Genomic DNA, 26966 nt, shown 5'->3' with positions numbered 1-26966 from the left:
TGACAAACGGCAGCCAGGCGTGCACTGTGTTTATATGAAAAATACACAGATATTTGCTCGTCAGCTCAGACGTAGCTTAACGCCAACAGAACGTCGACTATGGTACTTACTGCGCAACCGCCGTTTTGCTTGCTATAAGTTTCGCCGCCAGCATCCCGTTGGTCCCTACATTCTCGATTTTGCCTGCTGCGCAACACGGCTGGCGATCGAACTGGACGGCGGTCAGCACGATGAGAGGCGCGTCTACGATGTTCGCCGCACCCGCTGGCTACAGAGCCAGGGATGGCGGGTTTTACGCTTCTGGAATAATGAGTTTGAAGAGTATGAAGATGCGGTGATGGAGAGAATACTTGAAGCGCTTGAGTCGCCGATGCCCTCACCCCGCCCCTCTCCCTGAGGGAGAGGGAGAAAGAGAGTCCACCGTGCCGTCCCCTCTCCCCATTGGGGAGAGGGTTAGGGTGAGGGGAAAAATTACAGCGCCTGGATACGCTCCATCGACGGCGCGAAGTAATAACCGCCGGTCACCGGTTTTGTAAAGCGCAGCATCGCATCACGCTTACCGTCGGTATCGCCGAACATGCTCAGCAGCTGTTGCTCAATGTTATACAGGCGCGCGCAGTAGGCGCAGAAGTACAGGCCGTTAGTGCCGCTGGCGGTACCGTACGGCAGGCTCTGGCGGACGATTTTCAGGCCTTTGCCATCTTCTTTTAAGTCCACGCGGCTCAGGTGCGAAGTAATCGGGCGCTCGTCGCCGTCGATCTCTTCGTTGGCGTCTTTGGTACGGCCAATCATCATCTCCTGATCCGGCACGCTCATGCGGTTCAGTTGCTTAAGATTGTGCTCCCAGCGCTGCACGAATACGTAGCTGCCGCCCGCGTCAACGCCGTCTTTAATCACCGCGACTTCACGGCGGGTTTCTTCGCCTGCCGGGTTTTCGGTGCCGTCGACAAAGCCGCTCAGATCGCGTTCTTCCACCCAGCGGAAACCGTGAATTTCTTCTTTCACTTCAATGGCGTCGCCGAAAGCGGCCACCGCCGCCTGGGCGACGGAAAAGTTCACTTCATGACGGGCGGATAAAATATGAATCAACACGTCATACTGCGTGGATGGCGCCAGCCCTTTACCGTAAACCGGAAAATCTTTTAACTCTTCCGCGCCTTCACCGCCGCTCAGCTGACGCCAGACGGTATTGCCGAAAGCGACCACCGCGCCGAGTTTGGCGTCAGGGAATTTAGCCTGGAAGGTGGCCACGTTATCGACAAAAATTTTGCTCGCTTCGCGCAGGGCGTTAACGTCCCCTTTGACATTGGCTTCAATCCAAATCGCCGCGCGGCAATGTTCCGGCAAAATGCCGCTCTGAACCTGAGACATCGCTCCTCCTGAAATGATGCAACCACAACGCTATCGCGTTGCTAACGCGCCATTGTAACCGTTTTTATCCGCCCACGTGTCTCTTCAGATCAAATTAGCGACGCCAGATAATTTTGCTGACTTTCCAGTTCTTCAGGGTATCGTCGGACGGCATCAGTTCATCCGGGCCGCTCCAGTGGCCGGTAAAGGCGTAGCTGATGTGCTGGCTCCCTGCGGCTTTACATTCCACCACCGCGCCGTTATCAGGAGCGCCTTTCTCGCAGTTGCCAAACGCTTTGCTGTACAGTTCTCTAAACGGGGTACCGATTTTCACGCCGCTGGCGGCGGGAATTGCGCTATCGCGCACGTCAATGCGGCTCACCGTACCGCCATCGCCGTTGATGGTCAGCGCCAACTTGTCATCCTTTAGCGCTTCAAAATAGTGAACGATTTTGCCATCCGTGGTTTTCATTCCGCTGCGCAGACGGTAGCTGCCGCCGAGGGCGTCGCTAATCGCCTGTTCATTCAACGGCGTCGACGCCGTCAGTTTACCCACGCCCTGCTCGGTGACCTCGTTAGAGGAACCAAACCAGTTCCACGGATAGGCAGCCGACCAGTTCACCGCGCTCATCGTTGAGCAGCCGGTTAGCGCTAGCGGAAGCGCTAGCGGAAGCGCGCAGAGCATTAGACGTAGCGATTTCATAACTCAATCCTTTCTGATTAATTCAACGCATGTTGGAGTACGCGATCGGCAAAAAGTGCCATTAAAGCGCTTCAAGGCGAAAACAGGCATGCAACCTGCGGCTGGTTATCAGCCACCATAGCGCATAAATATCGGCCGCCAGCAGGGCGATGGTCAGCGCGGAAGGCGCCTCGCCGGTTAGCCACAGCCACGGCTGCCAGGCCAGCAATAGCGCCTGCGAGGCAATCAGCAGCCAACGCATCAGCGGCCAGAGCCGCGGGAAACGCTGACGCTGACCGCTCAACAAAAACGCCGCTACCGCCGGTACGCCGGGCAGTAACCCCAGCCAGAAGTTATCGTGATCGGGATAGAACAGGCTCAGCAGCGCATCTCCCTGCTGGCGGGAGGCGCCGGCCATAACGAACAGTACCCAGGTGCGCGCCTGCAGCAACAGAACGCCCCAAAACAACAGCGGCAGCCGTAAACGGCCCTGGGTATCATAATCGGCAGGAATAAATTCAGTATTCTTCATCTTCAATCAGGCGTTTACCGAGGGTGAGTACATCCGAGTGCTCGTAACCGAGACGCTCATACATCCCCTGCACCACTTCGTTATCGTCACGCACCATAATTGAAATTTTCGGGCAGCCGCGGGCGATCAGCTTCTTTTCCAGCCGATTGAGCAGCGCATTAGCGATACCGCGGCCACGGTATTCCGGATGTACGCCAAGATAGTAAGCGGAACCGCGGTGACCGTCGTAACCGCCCATTACCGTCCCTACCACTTCACCGTTCACTTCAGCGACCAGAAACAAGCTCACGTCGTGGTTGAGCTTACGCTCGATATCCATTTCCGGATCGTTCCATGGGCGCAGAAGATCGCAGCGCTCCCAAAGGGTGATCACTTCTTCGAAATCCTGCTGGCGAAAAACGCGAATCTCCATGGTATTCCCCACCATTTACGGTTAAAAACAGTGATTATGGCGCGAATATGACTGATAGCCAATATCAGGCGAAATCATCGGCAAAAAATGGCATAATATGGCTTTGTCATGTATTGAAATGAAAAGTAAAACAATTCTTATTTTGAGTGGTCGTAACGGGAAACGCGATACGATATAACATTGGACATCACTTGTTTACAATTCAGGCCGAATGAGCACTTTTAAACCATTAAAAATACTTGCTTCGCGCCGTCAGGTGCTGAAGGCAGGACTGGCTGCGATGACGCTAACCGGCGTTGCTTCCCAAGCCAAAGCCAAAGAACAGCCGCTAAAAACTTCCAATGGACACAGCAAACCCGTCGCAAAGAAAGCAGGCAGCAAGCGCCTGGTGATGCTTGACCCCGGTCATGGCGGCATCGATACGGGGGCAATTGGCCACAACGGTTCGAAAGAAAAACACGTCGTGCTGGCCATTGCCAAAAATGTGCGCAGCATTTTACGCAGCAACGGCATCGATGCCCGTCTGACGCGTAGCGGCGATACCTTTATTCCGCTGTACGATCGCGTTGAGATTGCCCACCAGCACGGCGCCGATCTGTTTATGTCGATTCACGCCGACGGCTTTACCAACCCGAGTGCGGCCGGCGCCTCCGTCTTTGCGCTCTCCAACCGCGGCGCCAGTAGCGCCATGGCGAAATATCTCTCCGAGCGCGAAAACCGCGCCGATGAGGTTGCCGGTAAAAAAGCGACGGATAAGGACCATCTGCTGCAGCAGGTATTGTTCGATTTGGTGCAAACCGACACCATTAAGAACAGCCTGACGCTTGGCTCGCATATTCTGAAAAAGATTAAGCCGGTGCATAAGCTGCACAGCCGCAATACAGAGCAGGCGGCCTTTGTGGTGCTGAAGTCCCCTTCTATTCCCTCGGTGCTGGTCGAAACGTCGTTCATTACCAACCCAAATGAAGAGAAGCTACTCGGCACAACCGCGTTTCGCCAGAAGATTGCTAACGCTATTGCTTCCGGCATTATTAGTTATTTCCACTGGTTCGATAACCAGAAAGCGCATTCGAAGAGACGTTAATGAAACCCGATGTACAGCAGGTCAAAGCCTTCCTTCTTCAGCTGCAGGATGCCATTTGCGCCAAACTCTCCGCCGTTGACGGCAAGGATTTTGTTGAAGATAGCTGGCAGCGTGAAGGCGGCGGCGGCGGACGCAGCCGGGTTTTACGTGACGGCGGCATCTTTGAGCAGGCCGGAGTTAATTTTTCTCACGTCCACGGCGATGCGATGCCCGCCTCTGCCACCGCCCACCGCCCGGAACTGGCCGGGCGCAGCTTTGAAGCAATGGGTGTTTCGCTGGTGGTGCATCCGCGCAACCCCTATGTGCCGACCAGCCACGCTAACGTTCGCTTTTTTATTGCCGAGAAGCCCGGCGCCGATCCGGTGTGGTGGTTCGGCGGCGGTTTTGATTTAACGCCTTATTACGGATTTGAAGAAGACGCCATCCACTGGCATCGTACCGCCCGCGATTTGTGCCTGCCGTACGGCGACGAGGTCTATCCGCGCTATAAAAAGTGGTGCGATGATTACTTCTTCCTTAAGCACCGCAATGAGCAGCGCGGCATTGGCGGCCTGTTCTTTGATGATTTAAATACGCCGGATTTCGACCACTGCTTCGCCTTTATGCAGGCGGTGGGCAACGGCTTTACCGACGCTTACCTGCCGATCGTTGAGCGCCGAAAAACCACGCCTTATGGCGAACGCGAACGCGATTTCCAGCTTTATCGCCGCGGGCGTTATGTGGAATTCAATCTGGTGTGGGATCGCGGCACGCTGTTTGGCCTGCAGACCGGCGGGCGTACGGAGTCTATTCTGATGTCGATGCCGCCCCTGGTGCGCTGGGAGTATGACTACCACCCGCAAGAAGGCAGCCCGGAAGCCGCATTGAGCGAGTTTATTAAAGTCAAAGAGTGGATCTAATTTAGGTCTTCTGAGACAAAAAAGCCCCGGCATACCGGGGCTTACTTTTTTATTGTGCTTATAGCGGCTGGGTCTGCGCTTCCACGACCGCCAGCGCCACCATATTGACGATACGGCGCACGGAGGCAATAGGCGTCAGAATATGCACCGGCTTAGCGATACCCATCAGTACCGGCCCGACGGTGACCCCTTCCGAACTGGAGACGCGCAGCAGGTTGTAGCTGATACGCGCGGCTTCCATATTCGGCATCACCAGAATATTAGCCGCCCCTTTCAGCGGGCTATCCGGCATACGGTCATTACGGATGCTTTCGACCAGTGCGGCGTCGCCGTGCATTTCGCCGTCAATCATCAGATCCGGCGCGCTCGCTTTCACCAATTCCAGCGTTTTGCGCATTTTGCTGGCGGACGGGCAATCAGCTGAACCGAAGTTAGAGTGCGACAGCAGCGCCACGCGCGGTTCGATACCAAAACGACGCACGCTTTCCGCCGCCATCAGGGTGATCTCCGCCAGCTCTTCCGGCGATGGATCGTGATTGACGTAGGTGTCGGCGATAAAGGTGTTGCCGCTTGGCAGCAGCAGCGCATTCATCGCCCCGGCGGTGCTGACGCCGTCGCGGAAGCCAAACAGCGGCTGAACCACGCGATAGTGCTCATGATAATCGCCGATGGTTCCGCAGATCATCGCATCCGCCTCACCGCGATGAACCATAATCGCGCCAATGACCGAAGTGTTGCTAATGACCGCCCGCTGCGCCTGCTCCTGGGTAATGCCGCGGCGCTTCATCAGCTGATAGTACTCGCTCCAGTACTCTTTAAAGCGCGGATCGGATTCATTATTGACGATTTCAAAGTCCACGCCCGGTTTGATCTGCAGACCCAGTTTCTGGATGCGCATTTCAATCACGCTCGGACGACCGATGAGGATTGGCTTCGCCAGCCCCAGAGATACCAGCTCCTGCGTAGCGTGCAGCACGCGGGTCTCCTCACCTTCCGCCAGCACCACGCGCTTCGGCTCTTTGCGCGCCTGGGAGAAGATCGGCTTCATAAACAGGTTGGTTTTATAAACGAACTCGCTCAGCTTCTCGATGTAGGCATCGAAGTCGGCAATCGGCCGCGTCGCCACGCCGGATTCCATCGCCGCTTTAGCGACCGCTGGGGCGATCTTGACGATCAGACGCGGATCGAACGGTTTCGGAATAATGTACTCCGGGCCAAAGCTGAGGTCCTGGTCGCCATAGGCGGAAGCCACGACTTCGCTCTGTTCGGCATGCGCCAGCTCGGCGATAGCATGAACCGCCGCCAGCTTCATCTCTTCGTTTATCGCCGTCGCGCCGACATCCAGCGCGCCGCGGAAGATGAACGGGAAGCACAGCACGTTGTTGACCTGGTTTGGATAGTCGGAACGGCCGGTACAAATAATCACGTCGTCGCGCACTTCCTTCGCCAGCGGCGGCAGGATTTCCGGCTCCGGGTTCGCCAGCGCGAGGATCAGCGGCGAGCGCGCCATCTTCTTGACCATCTCCGGAGTCAGAACTTTCGGCCCGGAGCAGCCGAGGAAAATGTCCGCGCCATCGATGACATCGTCGAGGGTACGTTTCCCGTCGTCCTCCACCGCGTAGGCCGCTTTGGTTTCCGCCATGTTGGCTTCGCGGTCTTTATAGATAACGCCTTTCGAGTCGCAGACCACGATATTGTGTTTCTGCATTCCCAGCGCCACCAGCAGGTTCATACAGGCGATAGCCGCCGCTCCCGCGCCGGAGACCACCATCCGCACATCGGAGAGATTCTTCTCCACCACCCGCAGACCGTTGAGAATTGCCGCGGTACTGATAATCGCCGTACCGTGCTGATCGTCGTGGAACACCGGAATATTCATGCGTTCACGCAGTTTCTGCTCAATATAGAAACATTCCGGCGCTTTAATATCTTCGAGGTTGATGCCGCCAAATGTCGGCTCCAGGGCGGCAACGACATTAATGAATTTGTCAGGATCCAGCTCATCGACTTCAATATCAAACACATCAATGCCGGCGAATTTCTTAAACAGAACGCCCTTTCCTTCCATTACCGGTTTTCCGGCCAGCGCGCCGATATTGCCTAAACCGAGGACGGCGGTACCGTTAGAGACCACCGCCACGAGGTTGCCGCGAGCGGTATATTTGTAAGCGGCCAAAGGATCCTTCTCAATTTCCAGGCACGGCGCGGCAACGCCCGGCGAATATGCCAGCGCCAGATCGCGTTGGGTCGCCAGAGGTTTAGTCGGCGACACCTGAATTTTCCCGGGCACCGGGAACTCGTGGAAATCGAGGGCGCTTTGTTTCAACTGCTCATCCATTTTATGGTTCCTTTCACGTATCGAATCGTAGGGGGTGAAGCGTGATGGCGAGCCGTCGGCCCGCCTTAAGGCGATGCTTAGTATCGCGCCTGACGGCGGTTTAAACTTTGAAGGCCGCCATACTCTTGCCATCACAAAGGTCTGGTTGTTATCAATTTATAATATTTATGTAACCTAGTTTCACGGTCAATGATAGCCCCGTCTGCTATGCTTTTTAGTTATGTACCTCATCACCATCTCTACCGCATAACGACAAGAACTCATGCAACTTATTGTTCCAGGAGTACTTTTTAATGAATCAGCTAGACAGTATCAAACAGTTCACCACCGTGGTCGCCGACAGCGGCGACATTGAATCTATCCGCCACTATCAGCCGGAAGATGCCACCACCAATCCTTCGCTGCTCTTAAAGGCTGCCGGACTGGAAAACTACGCCGGGCTTATCGATGATGCCCTCGCCTGGGCTGCAAAACAGGGCGGCAACCGCGAGACGCAGGTCGCCAATGCCTGCGATAAACTGGCGGTCAATTTTGGTGCGGAAATACTCAAAAGCATCCCAGGGCGCGTCTCCACCGAAGTCGATGCCCGTCTCTCCTTCAATCGTGAAAAAAGTATCGAGAAAGCGCGCCATCTGGTCACTCTCTATCAGGAAATGGGGATCGATAAGTCGCGGATCCTGATCAAACTGGCCTCCACCTGGGAGGGGATCCGCGCCGCGGAGGTGCTGGAAAAAGAAGGGATCCACTGCAACCTGACGCTGTTGTTCTCATTCGCCCAGGCTCGCGCCTGCGCCGAAGCCGGCGTGTTTCTGATTTCGCCCTTCGTCGGGCGTATTTACGACTGGTATCAGGCGCGTCAGCCGTTAGAGCCTTACGTGGTTGATGAAGACCCGGGGGTGAAATCGGTGCGCAATATCTACGACTATTTCAAACTTCATAAGTACAACACCATCGTGATGGGCGCCAGCTTCCGCCGTACCGAACAAATCCTCGCGCTGGTCGGCTGCGACCGCCTCACCATCTCCCCGGCCTTGTTACAAGAGCTGCAGGCCAGCGACGCGCCGGTAATACGCAAACTCATCCCCGCTCATCAGATACTTCCGCGCCCGGTTCCGCTAAGCGAAGCGGAATTCCGCTGGGAGCATAACCAGGATCCGATGGCGGTAGAAAAGCTGGCGGAAGGTATTCGCCAGTTCGCCGTCGATCAACGCAAACTGGAAGATCTGCTAGCAGCAAAACTGTCATCCTTTGTCACGGAGTAAACGACTATGTCCCGAAGAGAGCTTGCTAACGCCATTCGCGCCCTGAGCATGGACGCCGTCCAGAAAGCCAATTCCGGTCACCCCGGCGCTCCGATGGGGATGGCGGATATCGCCGAAGTGCTGTGGAACGATTTTCTCAAGCACAACCCGGTAAATCCGCACTGGTACGATCGCGATCGTTTCATTTTGTCTAACGGCCATGCTTCGATGCTGCTGTATAGCCTGCTGCATTTGACCGGCTACGATCTGCCGATGAATGAGCTGAAAAACTTCCGCCAGCTGCATTCGAAAACGCCGGGCCACCCGGAACATGGCTATACCCCCGGCGTGGAAACCACCACCGGGCCGCTCGGCCAGGGGCTGGCTAACGCCGTCGGGATGGCTATCGCCGAACGCACGCTGGCGGCGCAGTTTAACCGTCCCGGCCACGACATCGTCGATCACTACACTTGGGTGTTTATGGGCGATGGCTGTCTGATGGAGGGGATTTCACACGAGGCCAGTTCGCTGGCGGGCACCCTGGGGTTAGGCAAGCTGATCGGGTTCTACGATCACAACGGTATCTCTATTGACGGCCACGTTGAAGGCTGGTTCACCGACGATACCGCCGAGCGCTTTCGCGCCTACCACTGGCACGTGATTGGTGATATCGACGGTCACGATCCGCAGGCGGTGAAGCAGGCAATCCAGCAAGCGCAGGCGGTAACAGACAAACCCTCGCTGATTATTTGCCGCACCATAATTGGCTTTGGTTCACCGAATAAAGCCGGTTCCGAAGAGTCGCACGGCGCGGCATTGGGGGAAAAAGAGGTCGCGCTGGCCCGCGAACAGCTGGGCTGGAAATATCCGCCGTTTGAAATTCCGAAAGAAATTTATCAGGGCTGGGATGCGCGACCGCGCGGCGAGAAAGCAGAACATGCGTGGAATGAAAAATTCGCCGCTTACCAGCAGCAGTATCCAGAACTGGCGGCTGAACTGAAACGCCGCATGGAAGGTGAGCTCCCGGCTGACTGGCAAAAAACGGCCCACGATTATGTGGCGAAGCTACAGTCGGAACCGGCGAAAATCGCCAGCCGTAAGGCTTCGCAAAATGCGCTTAACGCCTACGGCCCGGATTTGCCTGAGCTGCTCGGTGGTTCCGCCGACCTGGCGCCCAGTAACCTGACGATCTGGTCCGGCTCTAAGTCGATCAAAGAGGATCAGGCGGGTAATTATATCCACTACGGCGTACGCGAATTCGGTATGACCGCGGTAGCTAACGGCATCGCCCTGCACGGCGGTTTTATTCCCTATACCTCGACTTTCCTGATGTTCGTCGAATACGCGCGCAACGCCGCGCGCATGGCGGCGCTGATGAAAGCGCACCAGATTATGGTCTACACCCATGATTCAATCGGCCTTGGCGAAGACGGCCCAACGCATCAGGCGGTGGAGCAACTGGCAAGCCTGCGGCTGACGCCCAATTTTAGTACCTGGCGGCCGTGCGATCAGGTGGAAACCGCCGTCGCCTGGCAGGCGGCCATCGAGCGCAATGACGGCCCTACCGCGTTAATCCTTTCGCGACAGAATCTGGCTCAAATGGCCCGTACGCCGGAACAGGTGCAGGAAATTGCGCGCGGCGGTTACGTTCTGAAGGATGCGGGCGGCAAGCCGGATCTCATCCTTATCGCCACCGGTTCGGAAGTCGAGATTACCGTTCAGGCGGCGGAGACGCTGCTGGCCAGCGGCGTAAACGTGCGGGTGGTGTCGCTGCCTTCCACCGACGTTTTCGATGCTCAGGATGAGGCCTGGCGCGAGTCGGTGCTGCCTTCCGATGTTAGCGCCCGCGTCGCTATCGAAGCCGGTATTGCCGACTACTGGTATAAATATGTCGGCCTGAAAGGCGCAATTGTTGGTATGACCCGCTACGGGGAATCGGCGCCCGCCGACAAGCTGTTCCCGTTCTTCGGCTTTACCGCTGAACATATTGTCGAAGTCAGCCGCAAAGTGCTTAACGGGTGATCCATAGTGTGGGCCAGGCGTCTGGGCCCTGCCAGTTATCGCACTGCGGTTGCTGAGCGTAGCGGGTCAAATTGAACCGCTGGCCGTCATAACGCCAGCGGGTTTGGATCCCGCAATCACCCGGCGCGCGGCCTTTATCGAAGGTCACCAGTTCATGACGCTGCTCGTCAAAGCTGGCGTTAATCAACTCAATATCGCGCGGCGCATTGCCGGGCGGCTGGAAAGGCAGCGCCAGGCGCACCTGGCGGGAGAGATGCGGCGTTTTGCGCGACACCAGCCACGCCAGCCAGACGGTGTTGTAGGCGCCCGCTTCGCAACTAGTCATCAGCAGAACTTTCTCATCGGTCAGCGCGGTGACGCGGATTTCCCGGCGGAAAGGATCCAGCGAACAGGGACTGGCATTCATCCGCTCATTGCCATAATCGATAAGCTCATTAAGTTCGTCGCGGCTAAGCGGCGATTGCGCCACTTCCGCCTGGCCGACGGTTCGCAATGCCGGCGCTGGCGGTACGCTGAGCGGTGGTTCTTCACCTTTGCCGACCCACGCGGTTTCGCTGCCGACCCGCTTTTGCCGATTATCAATAAATAGCAGCGCGGCCTTGAGGCCCTTTAATGAAATACTTTGCAGACCGTTTTGCAGGGTAATTTCTTTCCCCTCCTGGGCCTGCTGCAGGAAAGCGTCGATGCTGACGCTATCGCTGGTTTTAATTAGCTTATCGGCAATCTGCCAATGTTTACCGTCAAAATGCAGCGGTTTTTCATCTAGCTGCAGCCGCGGGCCGATGGCCGCCAGCGCGGCAACCGGATTACCAACGCCGCCAAGTTCGATGCGCAAAGCGGCATCAGTGGCCGCTCCCGCGCTGCGGCTTAGCGTCATCACCAATCCATGATGCAGCCCGACATTACGCGTGACGCAATAATTTTGATTGTTGCAGGTGACAAGCCAGTCTCCAAACAGCTGCTGGGCTGGCGCCGCCCACGCCAACGATGTCGGCAGAAAACCGAAAAAAAGCAGTATTAAAACCCGATAAAGCATGAGCGGCACAATCCCGAAGTATGACTGACAGAGTGATTTCTAATTCATCATTATCATCAGCACTGGCGGGGTTTTGCTCAATCAGATTTATCAGAGATCCCGCGACATCAGGCCGGAATTTTGTAGGTATTGCAGCAGGATCACCGCTTTGCCATCCTGGATTTCACCGTTGGCGACCATCTCCAGCGCCCGGACGAACGGCAGTTCCAGCACCTCAATATCTTCATCATCCACGCCGCCGCCCCGGTTAGCGCGCTGCGCTTCGCTGTATTCGGCGATAAAAAAGTGAATCAGCTCGGTCACGCCGCCGGGCGACATATAAAGTTCGAAGACCTTGCGCGCCTCGCCGACCTGATAGCCGGTCTCCTCGATCGCCTCCTTGCGGATACATACCTCTGGCGCGTCGTTATCCAGCAGTCCGGCGCAGGTTTCAATCAGCATGCCATCCGGGTTGCCGTTAACCCAGGTGGCGACGCGGAACTGGCGCACCAGTACCACGCTCTGCTTGTTGGGGTTGTAAAGCAGAACCGTGGCGCCGTTGCCGCGATCGTACACTTCGCGTTTGTGACGCACGACGCTGCCGTCGCGGCGCGTCAACTCATAGGTCATGTTGCGCAGCAGAAAATAGTTTTCGGAGAGAATTTTATCTTTAATGACGTGGATATTAAGTGACATGCAAACTCCGCAGCGTGAAATAACCCGGTCATACTACGCCGCGGAGCCTGCTTTGTCGTTAGTGCGTCAGTGCGGAAGCGACGCCCAGGTAGTCCATGATCCCCTGCGCGGCATGCCGCCCTTCCGCCATCGCCGTCACCACCAAATCCGCGCCGCGTACCGCGTCGCCGCCGGCGAAGACCTTCTGATTACTGGTCTGGTAACGATAGCGGCTCTCCACGTTCGCCTTGATCCGCCCGCGGCTATCCAGCTGTACCCCTGCGGCTTCCAGCCACGGCATCGAATGCGGGTGGAAACCAAACGCCATAATGACCGCGTCGGCAGGCATGACAAATTCGCTGCCGGGGATCGGCGACGGGCTGCGACGCCCCTGTGCGTCAGGTTCGCCAAGCTGGGTGCGCAGAAAACGCACGCCGCTGACCCGGCCGTCCTCGCCGAGCTCAAGGGTGATCGGCTGAACATTGAATTCAAAGCTCGCCCCCTCTTCCCGGGCATTTTTGACCTCTTTTTTCGACCCCGGCATATTGGCTTCATCACGACGATAAGCGCAGGTGACCTGTTGCGCGCCGTGGCGCAGCGCGGTACGCACGCAGTCCATCGCCGTATCGCCGCCCCCCAGCACGACAACCTTCAGCCCGGCGGTATCGATATAAGGCTCATCGGCCAGCGCCTCCAGCCCCATCACCTGTTTGGTGTTGGCAATAAGGAACGGCAGCGCCTCATACACGCCCGGCGCCTCCTCGTTGGGCAGATCGGCTTTCATCGAGCGATAGGTACCGGCGCCGACGAAAACCGCGTCATAATCTGCAAGCAGTTGAGCGAGTTTGATGTCTTTTCCCACCTCGCAGTTCAGTTCAAAGCGGATGCCCATCTGGCTGAAAATCTCGCGCCGACGCGCCAGCAATGATTTATCCAGTTTGAAAGGCGGAATGCCGAAAGTCAGCAGGCCGCCGATTTCCGGGTGGCGATCGAACACCACCGCCGCCACGCCGCTACGCGCCAGAAGGTCGGCGCAGGCCAGGCCCGCAGGCCCGGCGCCGATGATGGCAACCTTCTTGCCGCTGGCTTTTACTGCCGAAAGGTCCGGGCGCCAGCCGCCGGCCAGCGCCTGGTCGGAGATATAGCGTTCGATATTGCCGATCGTCACCGAGCCGCTCTCATCGCGCAGCGTGCAGGCCCCCTCGCACAGACGATCCTGCGGGCAGACGCGACCGGTGATTTCCGGCAGGCAATTGGTTTGATGGGAAAGCTCAACGGCGCTGGCGATGTCGCCGGCTTTTACCCGCTCGATCCACTGCGGAATATGGTTATGCAGCGGACAGGTCCACTCGCAGATGCTGCGATCGCCGCATTTCAGACAGCGTTGCGTTTCCCGCTGCGCCTGCGCGGCGCTGAACGGCAAATAGATTTCGCCAAAGTGCTGTTTACGCGCGTCAGCCGCCAGTTTATCCGCCTCGCCGCGGGCGGGCGTGGCCGCCATCTGGCTGGCTTTATCGCCGGTAGTCGGCGCTAAGGCGGTCAAAGTCCGATGTTGCCATGACGCCGCATCCGCTCGCGCCGCCCGCAGGCGCCGCGCTTTCGCCATCTCGCTTAACGCGGAATCGGTCGCCAACTGTAATGCCTGCGCCGGACAATTTTGCACGCAGGCCGGCCCGGCGTCGCGCTCATGGCATAAGTCGCATTTATGCGCGGTTGCTCTGCCGTCTGACGTGACGACGATTTGCATCACGCCAAAGGGGCAAGCCACCACGCAGGATTTACAGCCAATACATTTTTCTCCATGCACTAATACGCTGTCATCCTGCTGGCTAATGGCGCCGTTAGGGCAGCTACGCACGCAGGGCGCGCCTTCACAGTGACGACAGGTTACCGCGTTACGCTGGCTCTGGTTTTTAATAACGCTAATGCGCGGCAAAAAGCGCTGTGGGGTCAAGACATGTTGTTCGCCATTATGCGCCAGCACGCAGGCCACTTCGCAGCCCCTGCATCCGATGCATTTGCGACTATCGCTCATAATAAAATGGTTCATACATCCTTCCGGCTTATCGCTAATAACCCCTCATTTAGTATGACTGTTTATTACCCGACATCATGACCGCGGGACAATGGTCATTTGCCCAGAAATCGGCTTTTCTCGCCAGAATCCGGTTTAGATCAAAAATATTGACCTGAATGAAATTTTGTTTCATTTAGCTGAGCAATAATAGGCGGCTTTGGCGGAATGACAGAAAAGACGTGATAAGCGCATATAAATTCAGAGAGGAGCGGCAGACGTTTCTTTACGCTCTCATAAAAGACACATGATAAATTACACTATCTCCTTAATTTCTCCACGATTGCCTGCGGGGTTATCTATAAAGTATCACAGGCTGCGCAATAACAAAAAATGTACACAATGAGGTCCTGATTCCGATGGCGAATTTCTTTATCGATCGCCCCATCTTTGCCTGGGTTTTGGCTATTCTGTTGGTCCTGACCGGCACGCTGGCAATTTTGTCGCTCCCCGTAGAACAATATCCGGATTTGGCGCCGCCTAACGTCCGAGTCACGGCGAATTATCCCGGCGCCTCGGCGCAAACGCTGGAGAATACCGTCACCCAGGTTATCGAACAAAACATGACCGGCCTTGATAACCTCATGTACATGTCATCGCAGAGTAGCGCCACCGGTCAGGCAACGGTTACCCTGAGCTTTACCGCCGGTACCGATCCGGATGAAGCCGTGCAGCAGGTACAAAACCAGCTGCAATCGGCAATGCGAAAACTGCCGCAGGCGGTACAGAATCAGGGGGTAACGGTACGCAAAACCGGCGACACCAACATTCTGACTCTTGCGTTTGTCTCTACCGACGGCAGCATGGATAAGCAGGATATTGCTGACTACGTCGCCAGTAACGTGCAGGATCCTCTAAGCCGCGTCAACGGCGTCGGCGATATCGACGCCTACGGTTCGCAGTACTCAATGCGTATCTGGCTCGATCCGGCGAAACTCAACAGCTATCAGATGACGGCGAAAGATGTGACTGACGCCATCGAATCGCAGAACGCGCAGATTGCCGTCGGCCAGTTGGGCGGTACGCCGTCGGTTGATAAGCAGGCGCTGAACGCCACCATCAACTCGCAATCGCTGCTGCAAACGCCGCAGCAGTTCCGCGATATTACCCTGCGCGTTAATCAGGATGGTTCGGAAGTCACGCTGGGCGACGTCGCCAGCGTCGAAATGGGCGCAGAAAAATATGATTATCTGAGCCGCTATAATCGTCAGGCCGCTTCGGGACTGGGGATTAAGCTCGCCTCTGGCGCCAACGAAATGGCCACCGCCGAGCGCGTTATCGCCCGTCTTGATGAACTGTCGCAATATTTTCCGCACGGGCTGCAGTATAAAGTCGCCTACGAGACCACCTCTTTTGTAAAAGCCTCGATTACCGATGTAGTGAAAACGCTGCTGGAGGCGATTCTGCTGGTGTTCCTGGTCATGTATTTGTTCTTGCAGAACTTCCGCGCGACCCTGATCCCGACCATCGCCGTGCCGGTAGTATTGATGGGCACCTTCGCGGTGCTCTACGCCTGCGGTTACAGTATTAACACCCTGACGATGTTCGCGACGGTGCTGGCTATCGGACTGCTGGTCGATGATGCCATCGTCGTGGTTGAAAACGTCGAGCGCATTATGAGCGAAGAAGGTCTTTCGCCGCGTGAAGCGACGCGAAAATCGATGAAACAGATCCAGGGGGCGCTGGTCGGTATCGCTATGGTGCTATCGGCGGTATTCGTCCCCATGGCCTTCTTCGGCGGCACCACCGGCGCCATTTACCGCCAGTTCTCCATTACCATCGTTTCAGCAATGGTGCTGTCGGTGCTGGTAGCGATGATCCTCACCCCGGCGCTGTGCGCCACGCTGTTAAAACCGATTCATAAAGGCGAGGTGCATGGTCAAAAAGGGTTCTTCGGCTGGTTTAACCGCACCTTCAACCGCAGCGCCAGCCGCTATGAAACTTTCGTGGGCAAAATTCTCCACCGCTCGCTGCGCTGGATTTTGATTTATGTCCTGCTGCTCGGCGGCATGGTGCTGCTGTTCCTGCATCTGCCGACCTCATTCCTGCCGCTGGAAGACCGCGGTATGTTCACCACCTCGATACAGCTCCCGAGCGGTTCCACCCAACAGCAGACGCTGAAGGTGGTGCAGAAAGCGGAAGATTATTTCCTCAATAACGAGAAGAGTAACGTCGAGTCGGTATTTGCAACCGTCGGCTCCGGCCCCGGCGGCAACGGCCAGAACGTTGCTCGTATGTTTGTGCGCCTGAAAGACTGGGACCAACGCGACCCAACCACTGGCTCCTCATTCGCTATCATTGAGCGCGCGACCAAGGCTTTCAACAAAATTAAAGAAGCGCGCGTCTTTGCCAGCAGCCCGCCGGCCATCAGCGGTCTCGGCAGCTCCGCCGGCTTCGATATGGAGCTTGAAGACCACGCTGGTAACGGCCACGAGGCGTTGATGTCAGCGCGCGATAAGCTGCTGGAGCTGGCGGCGAACAACGACCAGCTCACCCGCGTGCGCCACAACGGCCTGGACGACAGCCCGCAGCTACAGGTTGATATCGACCAGCGTAAAGCCCAGGCGCTGGGAGTCTCCATTGATGATATTAACGATACGCTACAGACCGCCTGGGGTTCGAGCTACGTAAACGACTTTATGGATCGCGGACGCGTGAAGAAGGTCTACGTCCAGGCGGCGGCGAAATATCGCATGCTGCCGGACGATATCAATTTGTGGTATGTGCGTAACAACAGCGGCACCATGGTACCGTTCTCCGCCTTCGCCACCTCGCGTTGGGAAACAGGTTCGCCGCGCCTCGAACGTTACAATGGCTACTCAGCGGTCGAGATCGTTGGCGAAGCTGCGCCTGGCGTCAGCACCGGAACCGCCATGACCATTATGGAAGAGTTAGCCAAACAGCTCCCGAACGGTTTCGGCCTGGAATGGACAGCGATGTCCTATCAGGAGCGTTTGTCTGGCGCTCAGGCGCCTGCCCTGTATGCCATTTCTCTGCTGGTGGTCTTCCTGTGTCTGGCGGCGCTATATGAAAGCTGGTCGGTACCGTTCTCGGTGATGCTGGTGGTGCCGCTGGGGGTTATCGGCGCGCTGCTGGCGACCTGGATGCGCGGCCTGGAAAACGATGTCTACTTCCAGGTAGGTCTGTTGACGGTCATCGGCCTGTCGGCCAAGAACGCCATCCTGATTGTTGAGTTCGCCAACGAACTCAACCAGAAAGGTGAAGATCTGCTGACCGCCACGCTATCGGCCTGCCGCCAGCGTCTACGCCCGATACTGATGACCTCACTGGCGTTTATCTTTGGCGTGCTACCAATGGCCACCAGTACCGGCGCGGGCTCCGGCAGCCAGCACGCTGTTGGTACCGGCGTCATGGGCGGCATGATCTCCGCCACCGTGCTGGCCATCTTCTTTGTACCGCTGTTCTTCGTGTTGGTACGCCGCCGCTTCCCGCTGAAAGAGAGGCCGGAATAAACCGTCAAATAACAGAAAAGGCGACTGTCACAGTCGCCTTTTTCATGGGTCAAACATTGTCTTCAGTACCGACAAAGCCAGATTTTATTTACGCAGCATATCTTCGATAAAATCTTTCCAGTTCCCCAGTTCATGTTCAATCATAATAGCCTCTCTTATTATTATGGCGATTTTAGATAATTTCCCCGCTCAGGAGAAGTTCGTCCGATCTATCGCTCTAATCGCTTTTCTTGTCGCCACAAGCCTTGAATACTCTGGCTTGCGGCTACCATAAGCCGGTTCATGTAAATTTAATGTGACATGGAGCAACATTACGCAACATTTTGTTAATATCAGAATTCCTGTAATTCATTATCTTAGTCTGCCGAGAAAAAGAACAAATTTTAATCAGACAAGGCTGAAAAGTTATATTTATCCTGCCGATTCACGTATTATTTAACAAAGCTTATATATTCGGAAAAAACTGAGAAACATATTCTTTTAACGTGAAGGTTTAATTATGTTGACCATGTACGGCATCAAAAACTGCGACACCATTAAAAAGGCCCGCCGCTGGCTGGAAGCCCATCAGATAGACTATCGCTTCCACGATTATCGTGTTGACGGACTGGACCGCGAATTGCTGAATACCTTTATTGCCGAATTAGGCTGGGAAGCGCTGCTTAACACCCGCGGCACCACCTGGCGCAAACTCGATGAATCGGTCCGCACTGGGATCGATAATGCCGATGCGGCGGCGGCGTTGATGCTGGAAATGCCGGCAATTATCAAACGCCCATTGCTCTGCGCGCCCGGTCAGCCTATGCTGCTGGGCTTTAGCGAAGCAAACTACGAAAAATTTATTAACGAGGTGTAGTCTATGTCTTGCCCGGTCATTGAGCTGGCTCAGCAGCTTATTCGCCGCCCTTCCCTTAGCCCCAATGATGCGGGATGCCAGGCGTTAATGATTGAACGCCTGCGGGCGATCGGCTTTACCGTTGAAGCGATGGACTTCGGCGATACGCAAAATTTCTGGGCCTGGCGTGGACAGGGTGAAACGCTGGCCTTTGCCGGCCATACCGATGTGGTGCCGGCAGGCGACGCCGACCGCTGGATCAATCCGCCGTTTGAACCGACTATCCGCGATGGCATGCTGTTTGGCCGCGGCGCGGCGGATATGAAAGGGTCGCTGGCGGCGATGGTTGTCGCCGCCGAGCGCTTTGTCGCGCAGTACCCGAATCACAAAGGCCGTCTGGCGTTTCTCATCACCTCTGATGAAGAGGCCAGCGCCACCCACGGCACGGTAAAAGTGGTCGAAGCGCTGATGGCGCGTAACGAGCGTCTTGATTACTGCCTGGTCGGCGAACCCTCGAGTACCGAAGTGGTTGGCGATGTCGTGAAAAACGGCCGTCGCGGTTCACTCACCTGTAACCTGACGATTCACGGCGTCCAGGGCCACGTCGCTTATCCGCACCTCGCCGATAACCCGGTACACCGCGCGGCGCCGATGCTGGCGGAGCTGGTGGCTATCGAATGGGATAAAGGCAACGAATACTTCCCGCCAACCAGCATGCAAATCGCCAACGTGCAGTCCGGCACCGGCAGTAACAACGTCATCCCTGGCGATATGTTCGTTCAGTTCAACTTCCGTTTCAGCACCGAGCTGACCGACGAGATGATCAAGGCGCGCATCATCGCGCTGCTGGAAAAATATCAGCTGCGCTATACCGTCGAATGGTGGCTTTCCGGCCAGCCATTCCTGACCGGTCGCGGCAATCTTGTCGATGCGGTCGTGAACGCCATTGAGCACTATAATGAAGTAAAACCGCAGTTGCTAACCACCGGCGGTACCTCTGACGGACGCTTTATCGCCCGCATGGGCGCGCAGGTAGTTGAACTGGGCCCGGTGAATGCGACCATTCATAAAATTAATGAATGCGTCAACGCCGCCGACCTGCAGCTGCTGGCGCGGATGTATCAACGCATCATGGAACAACTGGTCGCCTGACGACAATAACGATTACCCCGCAGCGCCGCTGCGGGGTAAAAAGAGGACACAGCATGGAATGGCTTATCAACCACTGGTGGATTCTGGTGTTAGTATTTTTAGTCGGGGTAATGATCAACGTGATTAAAGATCTTAATCGCGTCGACCCGAAAAAGTATCTCGACAACAAACCGGATCTGCCGCCGCATCGCGACTTCAATAGCAAGTGGGATGACGACGACGACTGGCCGAACAAAGACCAGCCGAAGAAGTAAACCTGCGCTCCCCGTCATCGCGCGGGCTGGATGCATTCCCGGGTAGCGGCTGACGCCTTACCCGGGCTACGGCCCGTACCATTGCGAACTGAAACTGCCGGTGTTGGCGGCCTCAAAATTCCCCGGTGGCGCTGCCGCTTACCGGGGCTACAGCGCTGTGCGATTTGGTAGCCCGGAGAAGGCGCAACGCGCCGCGTCCGGGAAAACCCTTATAAAAGTTGTAAACCGATAACAGTATTTACCTAAACCAGCCGACGTTGTACCGCGGAGCCACTACAGCATTTCGATTATATCGTCATCTTTCGGCGTACCGCCGCTTAACGCTTCATCAAAATAGTGCTTCGGTACGGTATAACGCAGCCGATCGAGGGCAAACTGCATGCTGCGATCATCAATGGCATGTCCGAGATCTTCAACGATATCCAGCGTAACATCTCCCCCCAGCTCCTGCAGCCGCTCCTGCGCGGAAACCGCCCACGCCAGATCGATCACCCGATCCTCGCCGCCGTGGATCAGATGCACGGTGGTTTGCGTAGTCGCCGTTTGCGGCAACGTCGCGTAACGGCCGTTAAAGGCAATCACCCGTGACGCCAGCCCTGGCTCGGCTTTAATACTCTCAAGCGACATAATCGCACCCTGCGAAAAACCGATCAGCGCCGTTGCCTGCGGGCCTAAACCGCTCTGTTTTTGCCAGTAGCGCACCGTTTCAATAAAGGTCGGCATAATGGCATCGATGCGTTGCTGACGATTCTCTTCCGTCACGCCTTGCACCGAAAACCACTGGCGTGCCGGCGCCGGACCGCAGGGTTCTGCGCCACCAATACTGACAATAAGCGCATTGGGAAATTGCGGCGCAAACCAGCTACCTATTTGCCCCATCGAAACCTGATTATCGCCCACGCCATGAAACAGCAGCAGCAACTGTTGCGCAGGCGTCGCCGGGCTCTGAACAATAAAGTGATCGTGTTTCATGGTTGTCTCCTGATGTCTCAGATAAACAGGAATCTGGCTCCTGGTTGATGCAAGGCAGTTTACGCCGCGCAGGGAATATGACCATGCCATTTAACTGAATGAGTTAGTTAAAAAAATTGCAGCTTTCTGACCCACTCTTCCAGCTGTTGCGCGCGGGCAGGATCGAGTCCCGCCATGGCCGCCGCCGCCTCTTCCCGCAGTCGCGCCAGTAGCGCCTTTCGGCCGGATAAACCAAGGTTTGCGCACAGCGTTGCCTCATCCTGCTGCGCTAATCGCGCACGAAGCGCCACTAACGGCAGCGGCGTCGCCTGTAAGAGCCGGTTCAGACTCCCGACCGCCGTCAACAGCGGACGATGCGCAAAGGCAAAACCGGCGACCTCCAGCCAGTCCTCCTCAGTAAGCATAGTTGTTTCATCCGCCGTCACCGGAGCGCGTTCATCACGCCACTGACTTAGCCAGCGCTCATCCCGCGCCAGCCGTTGATGTTCACGCCAGGCCAACTGCCGCCCCTCTTCGCTGAGCGGATAAAGCGCCATCGCCGTATAACAGCCGCTGCTCGCCTCGCGATGCGTTCCCATACGCGCCAGCAGAAACCCGCAGCGCTGCCAGAAGCGCCATAGTTCAGGGGTAAAACCAAAGCTGACGGAGAGATAGTCACACCCATGCGTCTGCTTGACGGCATGGGCGATTAAACGCTGCCCCAGCCCTTCGCGCTGGCGCGCTGGATGTACGGCAATACGGCTGACGCGTCTGCCGGTCAGCGTCGCCGCCAGCGGGCTACCGCCGTGCGCGGCCAATGACTGGGCCACAAGATTGCCGCGCGGGCGGCGATATCCGGCCCAGACGGCGCGGCTAAGCTCAGGTTCGAGACCGCCCTCTTCCACCAGCCACACCGCGCCAGCGACGCCATCCGCGCAGCGAGCCACGGTAAAGTGCTGGCCCGGCGCATCCATCATCCTGCGCAAATCTAGCGGCGAAGTGCGGTAATGCGCGCCGGAAAGCAGTTGATAAGCCTCTGATGGGCGCGAGGGCTGTTCGCGCCAGGCACGCTGGCTTAACGTCTCCAGCTGCGGTTCCCCGTGCGGCGCCTGGAGAAACGCCTCATCGTTAAACAACAATAGCCGATCGATAACCGACTCCAGCGGGCAACCCGGCGCCCAGCGAATCGGCGACGACAGATGATACCGCCGTAGCGTTGGGAAACTGGCGCAGAACTTCAACAAGAAGCCACGACCGGTCCCCTCATAGCCCTGAACCGTCGTCGTTAACAGCGTATGGGGAAAACGCGCCGTCAGCTGGCGTAGCGTCGGCGCCGGGATAGCGGCGGCCTCATCGACCACCAGCCAGTCGGCTTTTGCGTCGCTTGCCAGCAGCGCATCAGGCGCCATAAAGCGCATCTTCTGTCCCGCAAAAGCGGCGATGACCGCTGTCGCGTCGCGCGTTGGCGCGGTGACGATGGCGGAACCAGCTAGCTGATGAATCAACATTCCCGCCAGCGCAGATTTACCGCGCCCGCGCCCGGCGGTGACGGCGGCAATGTGTGGGGGCGACGACGTCAGCGAAGTGAGAATAGCGGCCTGTTCGGCCTGCGGGTAACCATCGGCAGCATGCCAGTGCCTGCGCGGCACCGCCTCCGGCAACCGTAAGCCGTAGCCCTGTCGCCACAGGGCGACCTCAGGATCCGCGTTAAAGAGTTGAAGACAACGGTGGACAAAGTTAGGGGTGGCGATCGGTTCAGACGTATCGCTCCAGCGCAGCGAATCGCCATCCGCCTGCTCAGGCCAGCGGGCAAAATCCGGCGCCAGGAGCACTAACCAGCTGCCGGCGCGCAGCGTGCCGGCAAGCGCGGCAAAAGCCGCCACGTCAAAACCGTGGCGAGCGTCGAAAAAGGCATGCTGAAATTCGCGCCCGAGCAGCGTTTTCAGCGCGCCCGGCGCCACGCAGGGTTCCTGCTGCGGCAACGCGCCGACCCATAGACTATCGCCGTCCAGCCGCTCTCGCAGCTCAACGGCCTGCGCCAGACACCAATGTTCGTCGCCGCTGAGCACCAGCAGGCGACGAATACCCTCGCGCGCCATCTGCGCGGTCAGGTCAAGCAGCGTTTCCATCGGCAAACGTTAGCGAAGCGCGCTGCCGAAGGTATTACACTGCGCAGGGTCGCCGCTATCGAAACCGCGTTTGAACCACGTATAGCGCTGCTGGGAAGTCCCATGGGTGAAACTATCCGGCACCACGCGGCCCTGGCTCTGCTCCTGCAGACGATCGTCGCCGATGGCCTCAGCGGCATTGAGCGCCTCCTGCAGATCGCCGGTTTCCATCACATCCTGTTTCTGCATGTTATTGCCCCAGACGCCCGCAAAGCAGTCTGCCTGCAGCTCCATTTTCACCGACAGGCGGTTCACTTCGGTCTGCGAAGCCTGCTGCTGCATCTGACGGACCTTAGGTTCAATGCCGAGCAGCTTCTGCACATGGTGGCCGACTTCGTGCGCAATCACGTAGCCCTGCGCAAAGTCGCCGTCAGCGCCGAGTTTGTTTTTCATCTCGTCATAGAATGACAGGTCGATATAGACCGTGCTGTCCGCCGGGCAGTAGAACGGCCCCATCACCGATTGGCCGGTGCCGCAACCGGTACGGGTCGCGCCGCGATACATCACCAGCTTCGGCTGAACATATTGCCGCCCCATCTTTTCGAAAATAGGCCCCCAGGTGTCTTCGGTGGTGGCCAGAATAACGGAGGTGAACTTCGCCGCTTCGTCATCCTTCGGGCTGATGGAACGCTGGGTGGAGGTTTGCTGCTGCGGCATCGGTTCGCCGGTCAGCATGCCGGTTAAATCCACGCCATAATAACCCGCCACCAGAACGATAATCAGTAGGACGATGCCGCCTTTACCGCTTGGAATGCGGAAACCGCCACCACCGCCGCCCAGCGGCGAACCTGAATCACTACGTCTGTCTTCCACGTTGTCGCTTTCACGACGCCCTTGCCAGCGCATAAGCACCTCTATTCCATCATGTTACGAATATGAGAGATCGTAGGCGGTTCAGCGGAGGATTACCACAGGAAACAACGAATAAGAGTGCCGGAAGAGACGATTTCTTCCGGCGCGGAGGGGATTAGTCGAGCTTGACGCCCAGACGATGGGCCACTTCTTCGTAAGCTTCGATCAGGCCGCCGAGGCTCTGGCGGAAGCGGTCTTTGTCCATTTTATCGAGGGTGTTTTTATCCCACAGACGGCTGCCGTCAGGAGAGAATTCATCGCCAAGCACCACTTCACCTTTGAACAGACCAAACTCCAGCTTGAAGTCGACCAGAATCAGACCGGCATCATCAAACAGCTTGCTGAGTACGTCGTTCGCTTTGTAGCTGAGCTCCTTCATGCGCGCCAGGTTTTCTTTATTCACCCAGCCGAACGTCTCACAGTAGGATTCGTTGACCATCGGGTCGTGCATGGCGTCGTTTTTCAGGAACAAATCGAACAACGGCGGAGTCAGTTCGATACCTTCTTCAATACCCAGGCGTTTCACCAGCGAACCCGCAGCGCGGTTACGAATCACGCATTCAACCGGCACCATATCCAGCTTTTTCACCAGGCATTCAGTATCGGAAAGCAGCGCTTCCATTTGGGTCGGGATACCGGCTTCTTCCAGCTTGCTCATAATGAAATGGTTGAATTTGTTATTCACCATGCCTTTACGATCGAACTGCTCGATGCGGGCGCCATCCCCTGCTGACGTATCGTTACGGAATTCAAGTACCAGCAGATCCGGGTTTTCGGTGCTGTATACCGTTTTCGCTTTGCCACGATACAACTCAGCTTGCTTTTTCATCTTTCACCACTCCAGTGATATTAAGCCAAAAAATTACCTTTCCGCCCGTAGGCAAAATCAGGCAAATTACCGGACTTTGCGGCTACGCACACGTTTGCGTCACTATACATTAAAAAGGGCCGGATTGCTCCAGCCCTTTTTATTACTTGTTAAATGCAGCCTGGAATACGGCTACCAGGGCGTCATTTTGCGACTGCGTCAGGGTATGGCCTTTCGGGTCGATGAACTGCAGACTACTGCGGTTATCGAGATCGCCGACCTGCAGTTTATAGTCGCCAGAGACCAACTGCGGATCGCTTGCGCCCAGTTCCTGCCAGCTGCTGTCAGACAGCGGCTTGTAAGTTACCGCCATGCTGCCCTGGGAGCGAGTGCTGTCGGTCACCTTCATGCCCACTTTTTCAAGCGTGGCCGGCAGTTTCTGCCATACCATGTTGAATGGCGCGCGCACCACCAGCATCGGCAAGCCGGTGTCATCCGCCGCGCTCTGCACGTCAAAGGTCGCGCCAGCGCTTCTCTGCGCCGCATTCTGCGCATTGGTGGCGTTGGAATCAAGACCGGAGGAGATAACGTTCAGCATCGAGGTGCTGTAGCGCTGCAGAGAAGCCGGGTCAGACACGGGCTTGCCCGCCTGCTCCAGGTTCACGAGCTTCACCACCACCGCCTGCTGATAGCCCTGCGGCTTAACGGAGATTTGATAACGGCCACGGTACTGCTGGTCTTCATCAAGGCGGTTCCACTCTACCCAATCGGTATTCAGCGTCTGGCCTGCATCGTCACGCTTGGTGATGGTGTAGTTTTTCGCCTGTACGATGCTGACAACCTGCGCCCATAAAGAACCGCTACGGCTATTTTCAACCATCAGGGTGGAAGTGTCGCCGTTAAACTGGGTACGCGCGCCGCTGACCAGGGCTAACGCCTGAGCCGGAGGACGAATGTCCAGCGCTTTACCTACCGCACCGGTGCTGGCGGCAACCGGAATGTTGTAGTCGCCAGTCTGCAGCGGCAGGATCATCCCCGCCGGGGCGTGAAGTTCACTGAGCGGCGCGGCATCTAAATAAGCCTCGTCGCCGCTAACCTGACGCTTATAGCGCGAGTCAGAACTACAGGCCGCGAGGAGTAAAACCAGCGAAACACCCGCAACCTTCGCCAGGCGCGACTTCTGTACTGAGTAAGCCATCAAATCTCCCTAAACTCTACAGCAAACCGGCATGCTTCAGCGCTGCGGTAACCGCTTTCGTACCCGTTTCGGTAATCGGCGTCATCGGCAGGCGCAGCGTGTCGGTCGCTACAAGTCCCAACGCCTTACAAGCCCATTTGACTGGGATCGGGTTGGGTTCGACAAATAATTTTGTATGCAGCGGCATCAGACGCTGGTTAATCGCGCGAGCTTCCGCGAATTGACCCGCCATCGCCAGTCGGCACATGTCCGCCATTTCACGGGCGGCGACGTTCGCCGTGACGGAAATGACGCCGACGCCGCCGAGCTGGATAAAGTCCATGCCGGTCGCGTCATCGCCGCTCAGCAGAATAAAGTCGTCTGAAACCAGCTCTTTGATCTGGTGAACGCGACTTAAGTTCCCTGTTGCTTCCTTAATACCGACAATATTTTTAATTTCCGCCAGGCGACCAACGGTTTCCGGCAGCATATCGCAACCGGTACGGGACGGCACATTATACAGAATTTGCGGCAGGTCAGTATGCTCAGCGATAGCTTTAAAGTGTTGGAACAGGCCTTCCTGAGTCGGACGGTTATAATAAGGAGTGACCGTCAGGCAGCCGACAACGCCGCTATCGTTGAAACGTTTGGTCAGGCTAATCGCCTCTGCGGTTGCATTTGCACCGGTACCTGCAATGACCGGGATGCGGCCATCGGCCAGTTCAAGGGTCATCATCACGACGTCGCCATGCTCTTCATGGCTTAACGTTGCGGATTCACCGGTAGTCCCTACCGAAACAATCGCCGAGGTTCCGTTGGCGACATGGTAATCAATCAGTTTTTTCAGGCTTGACCGGCAGACATTACCGTTATCATCCATCGGCGTGACAAGCGCTACAATACTTCCCGTGAACATGGGCCATCCTCAGAGCAGAAGTGGGACAAGATTCTCAATGTTACGTTTGGTGCCGC

Annotated in this window: 23 protein-coding genes and 1 pseudogene; 9 read left to right on the top strand and 15 right to left on the bottom strand. The window is 56.7% G+C overall.

The window, feature by feature from the left end; genetic code table 11:
* Positions 1-34: 34 nt before the first annotated feature.
* The gene (locus PGQ95_RS19630) at positions 35-397 is read left to right on the top strand and encodes an endonuclease domain-containing protein (RefSeq protein ID WP_072059378.1); all 363 of its coding nucleotides are present in this window, start codon (positions 35-37) and stop codon (positions 395-397) included.
* Positions 398-471: 74 nt separating this feature from the next.
* Here the strand turns inward: PGQ95_RS19630 and PGQ95_RS19625 are convergent, their stop codons facing one another.
* The 4 genes from PGQ95_RS19625 to PGQ95_RS19610 all read right to left on the bottom strand — a co-directional run bounded on the left by PGQ95_RS19625 (position 472) and on the right by PGQ95_RS19610 (position 2976).
* Positions 472-1371 carry a Dyp-type peroxidase gene (locus PGQ95_RS19625; RefSeq protein ID WP_430919080.1) on the bottom strand — a complete coding sequence of 300 codons (900 nt, stop codon included), beginning with the start codon at positions 1369-1371 and terminating at the stop codon, positions 472-474.
* 94 nt (positions 1372-1465) lie between these two features.
* Positions 1466-2053, bottom strand: coding sequence for an RpoE-regulated lipoprotein (locus PGQ95_RS19620; protein ID WP_430919078.1), 588 nt, complete (start codon positions 2051-2053; stop codon positions 1466-1468).
* A 61-nt stretch (positions 2054-2114) separates the two neighbouring features.
* Entirely contained in the window at positions 2115-2564 is a 450-nt protein-coding gene (locus PGQ95_RS19615) for a DUF2919 domain-containing protein (RefSeq protein WP_087858436.1), read from the bottom strand.
* Positions 2551-2976 carry a GNAT family acetyltransferase gene (locus tag PGQ95_RS19610; RefSeq protein WP_045392622.1) on the bottom strand — a complete coding sequence of 142 codons (426 nt, stop codon included), beginning with the start codon at positions 2974-2976 and terminating at the stop codon, positions 2551-2553. Before PGQ95_RS19610 ends, PGQ95_RS19615 begins: the two co-directional genes overlap by 14 nt.
* Before the next feature lie 211 nt (positions 2977-3187).
* Here PGQ95_RS19610 and amiA point away from each other — a divergent pair, with 211 nt between their 5' ends.
* Positions 3188-4060: an N-acetylmuramoyl-L-alanine amidase AmiA gene (gene amiA / locus PGQ95_RS19605; RefSeq protein ID WP_087858435.1), complete on the top strand. Its 873-nt coding sequence runs from the start codon at positions 3188-3190 to the stop codon at positions 4058-4060.
* On the top strand, positions 4060-4959 hold the full coding sequence (gene hemF, locus PGQ95_RS19600; RefSeq protein ID WP_015365482.1) for an oxygen-dependent coproporphyrinogen oxidase: 900 nt from the start codon (positions 4060-4062) through the stop codon (positions 4957-4959). The genes amiA and hemF overlap by 1 nt, the downstream gene beginning before the upstream one ends.
* A gap of 58 nt (positions 4960-5017) precedes the next feature.
* Here hemF and maeB read toward each other — a convergent pair whose 3' ends face one another.
* Positions 5018-7297: an NADP-dependent oxaloacetate-decarboxylating malate dehydrogenase gene (gene maeB / locus PGQ95_RS19595; RefSeq protein ID WP_015365481.1), complete on the bottom strand. Its 2280-nt coding sequence runs from the start codon at positions 7295-7297 to the stop codon at positions 5018-5020.
* A gap of 293 nt (positions 7298-7590) precedes the next feature.
* Here maeB and tal point away from each other — a divergent pair, with 293 nt between their 5' ends.
* Together tal and tkt are read left to right on the top strand one after the other, a co-directional pair.
* Positions 7591-8559 (top strand): transaldolase, encoded by a 969-nt coding sequence (gene tal / locus PGQ95_RS19590; protein ID WP_430919076.1) that lies wholly within the window; start codon positions 7591-7593, stop codon positions 8557-8559.
* 6 nt (positions 8560-8565) lie between these two features.
* Positions 8566-10560: a transketolase gene (gene tkt, locus PGQ95_RS19585; RefSeq protein ID WP_113374472.1), complete on the top strand. Its 1995-nt coding sequence runs from the start codon at positions 8566-8568 to the stop codon at positions 10558-10560.
* On the opposite strand, the gene PGQ95_RS19580 is transcribed toward tkt, so the two are convergent.
* From PGQ95_RS19580 to aegA, 3 genes and pseudogenes are all read right to left on the bottom strand, one after another.
* Positions 10550-11596: a DUF1176 domain-containing protein gene (locus tag PGQ95_RS19580; protein WP_087858432.1), complete on the bottom strand. Its 1047-nt coding sequence runs from the start codon at positions 11594-11596 to the stop codon at positions 10550-10552. The two genes, tkt and PGQ95_RS19580, sit on opposite strands and share 11 nt — an antisense overlap.
* A gap of 77 nt (positions 11597-11673) precedes the next feature.
* Positions 11674-12271 (bottom strand): annotated as a pseudogene (gene nudK / locus PGQ95_RS19575) (GDP-mannose pyrophosphatase NudK).
* 58 nt (positions 12272-12329) lie between these two features.
* Complete coding sequence (gene aegA, locus PGQ95_RS19570; protein ID WP_430919074.1) at positions 12330-14300, bottom strand: formate-dependent uric acid utilization protein AegA; 1971 nt, start codon at positions 14298-14300, stop codon at positions 12330-12332.
* A gap of 383 nt (positions 14301-14683) precedes the next feature.
* Here aegA and acrD point away from each other — a divergent pair, with 383 nt between their 5' ends.
* Positions 14684-17797 carry a multidrug efflux RND transporter permease AcrD gene (gene acrD / locus PGQ95_RS19565; RefSeq protein ID WP_308958894.1) on the top strand — a complete coding sequence of 1038 codons (3114 nt, stop codon included), beginning with the start codon at positions 14684-14686 and terminating at the stop codon, positions 17795-17797.
* Between the two features lie 84 nt (positions 17798-17881).
* Here the strand turns inward: acrD and ypfM are convergent, their stop codons facing one another.
* Complete coding sequence (ypfM, locus tag PGQ95_RS19560; RefSeq protein WP_087867655.1) at positions 17882-17941, bottom strand: protein YpfM; 60 nt, start codon at positions 17939-17941, stop codon at positions 17882-17884.
* A gap of 355 nt (positions 17942-18296) precedes the next feature.
* Here ypfM and PGQ95_RS19555 point away from each other — a divergent pair, with 355 nt between their 5' ends.
* From PGQ95_RS19555 to PGQ95_RS19545, 3 genes are read left to right on the top strand one after another with little or no spacing between them, the layout of a single operon-like run.
* Entirely contained in the window at positions 18297-18653 is a 357-nt protein-coding gene (locus PGQ95_RS19555; protein WP_015703145.1) for an ArsC family reductase, read from the top strand.
* A 3-nt stretch (positions 18654-18656) separates the two neighbouring features.
* Positions 18657-19784: a succinyl-diaminopimelate desuccinylase gene (gene dapE / locus PGQ95_RS19550; RefSeq protein ID WP_113374476.1), complete on the top strand. Its 1128-nt coding sequence runs from the start codon at positions 18657-18659 to the stop codon at positions 19782-19784.
* 53 nt (positions 19785-19837) lie between these two features.
* Positions 19838-20038, top strand: a complete 201-nt coding sequence (locus PGQ95_RS19545; RefSeq protein WP_015365470.1) for a YpfN family protein — start codon at positions 19838-19840, stop codon at positions 20036-20038.
* 273 nt (positions 20039-20311) lie between these two features.
* On the opposite strand, the gene ypfH is transcribed toward PGQ95_RS19545, so the two are convergent.
* The 6 genes from ypfH to dapA form a co-directional block, all read right to left on the bottom strand.
* Positions 20312-21010, bottom strand: a complete 699-nt coding sequence (ypfH, locus tag PGQ95_RS19540; protein WP_430919072.1) for an esterase — start codon at positions 21008-21010, stop codon at positions 20312-20314.
* A gap of 107 nt (positions 21011-21117) precedes the next feature.
* Entirely contained in the window at positions 21118-23118 is a 2001-nt protein-coding gene (locus tag PGQ95_RS19535) for a tRNA(Met) cytidine acetyltransferase TmcA (RefSeq protein WP_430919070.1), read from the bottom strand.
* Positions 23119-23127: 9 nt separating this feature from the next.
* Positions 23128-24003 carry a KPN_02809 family neutral zinc metallopeptidase gene (gene ypfJ, locus PGQ95_RS19530; protein WP_045392648.1) on the bottom strand — a complete coding sequence of 292 codons (876 nt, stop codon included), beginning with the start codon at positions 24001-24003 and terminating at the stop codon, positions 23128-23130.
* Between the two features lie 121 nt (positions 24004-24124).
* Positions 24125-24838, bottom strand: coding sequence for a phosphoribosylaminoimidazolesuccinocarboxamide synthase (gene purC / locus PGQ95_RS19525; protein ID WP_015703148.1), 714 nt, complete (start codon positions 24836-24838; stop codon positions 24125-24127).
* Positions 24839-24980: 142 nt separating this feature from the next.
* Positions 24981-26015: an outer membrane protein assembly factor BamC gene (bamC, locus tag PGQ95_RS19520; RefSeq protein WP_087858426.1), complete on the bottom strand. Its 1035-nt coding sequence runs from the start codon at positions 26013-26015 to the stop codon at positions 24981-24983.
* A 16-nt stretch (positions 26016-26031) separates the two neighbouring features.
* Positions 26032-26910, bottom strand: a complete 879-nt coding sequence (gene dapA, locus PGQ95_RS19515) for a 4-hydroxy-tetrahydrodipicolinate synthase (protein ID WP_032712143.1) — start codon at positions 26908-26910, stop codon at positions 26032-26034.
* Positions 26911-26966 lie beyond the last annotated feature (56 nt).

The sequence above is a fragment of the Klebsiella sp. 141240 genome, from assembly GCF_050600805.1.
Classification (GTDB): Bacteria; Pseudomonadota; Gammaproteobacteria; order Enterobacterales; family Enterobacteriaceae; genus Klebsiella; species Klebsiella aerogenes.
The sequence above is the reverse complement of the archived record's forward strand: the minus strand, read 5'-3'. Positions and strand labels throughout refer to the sequence as shown.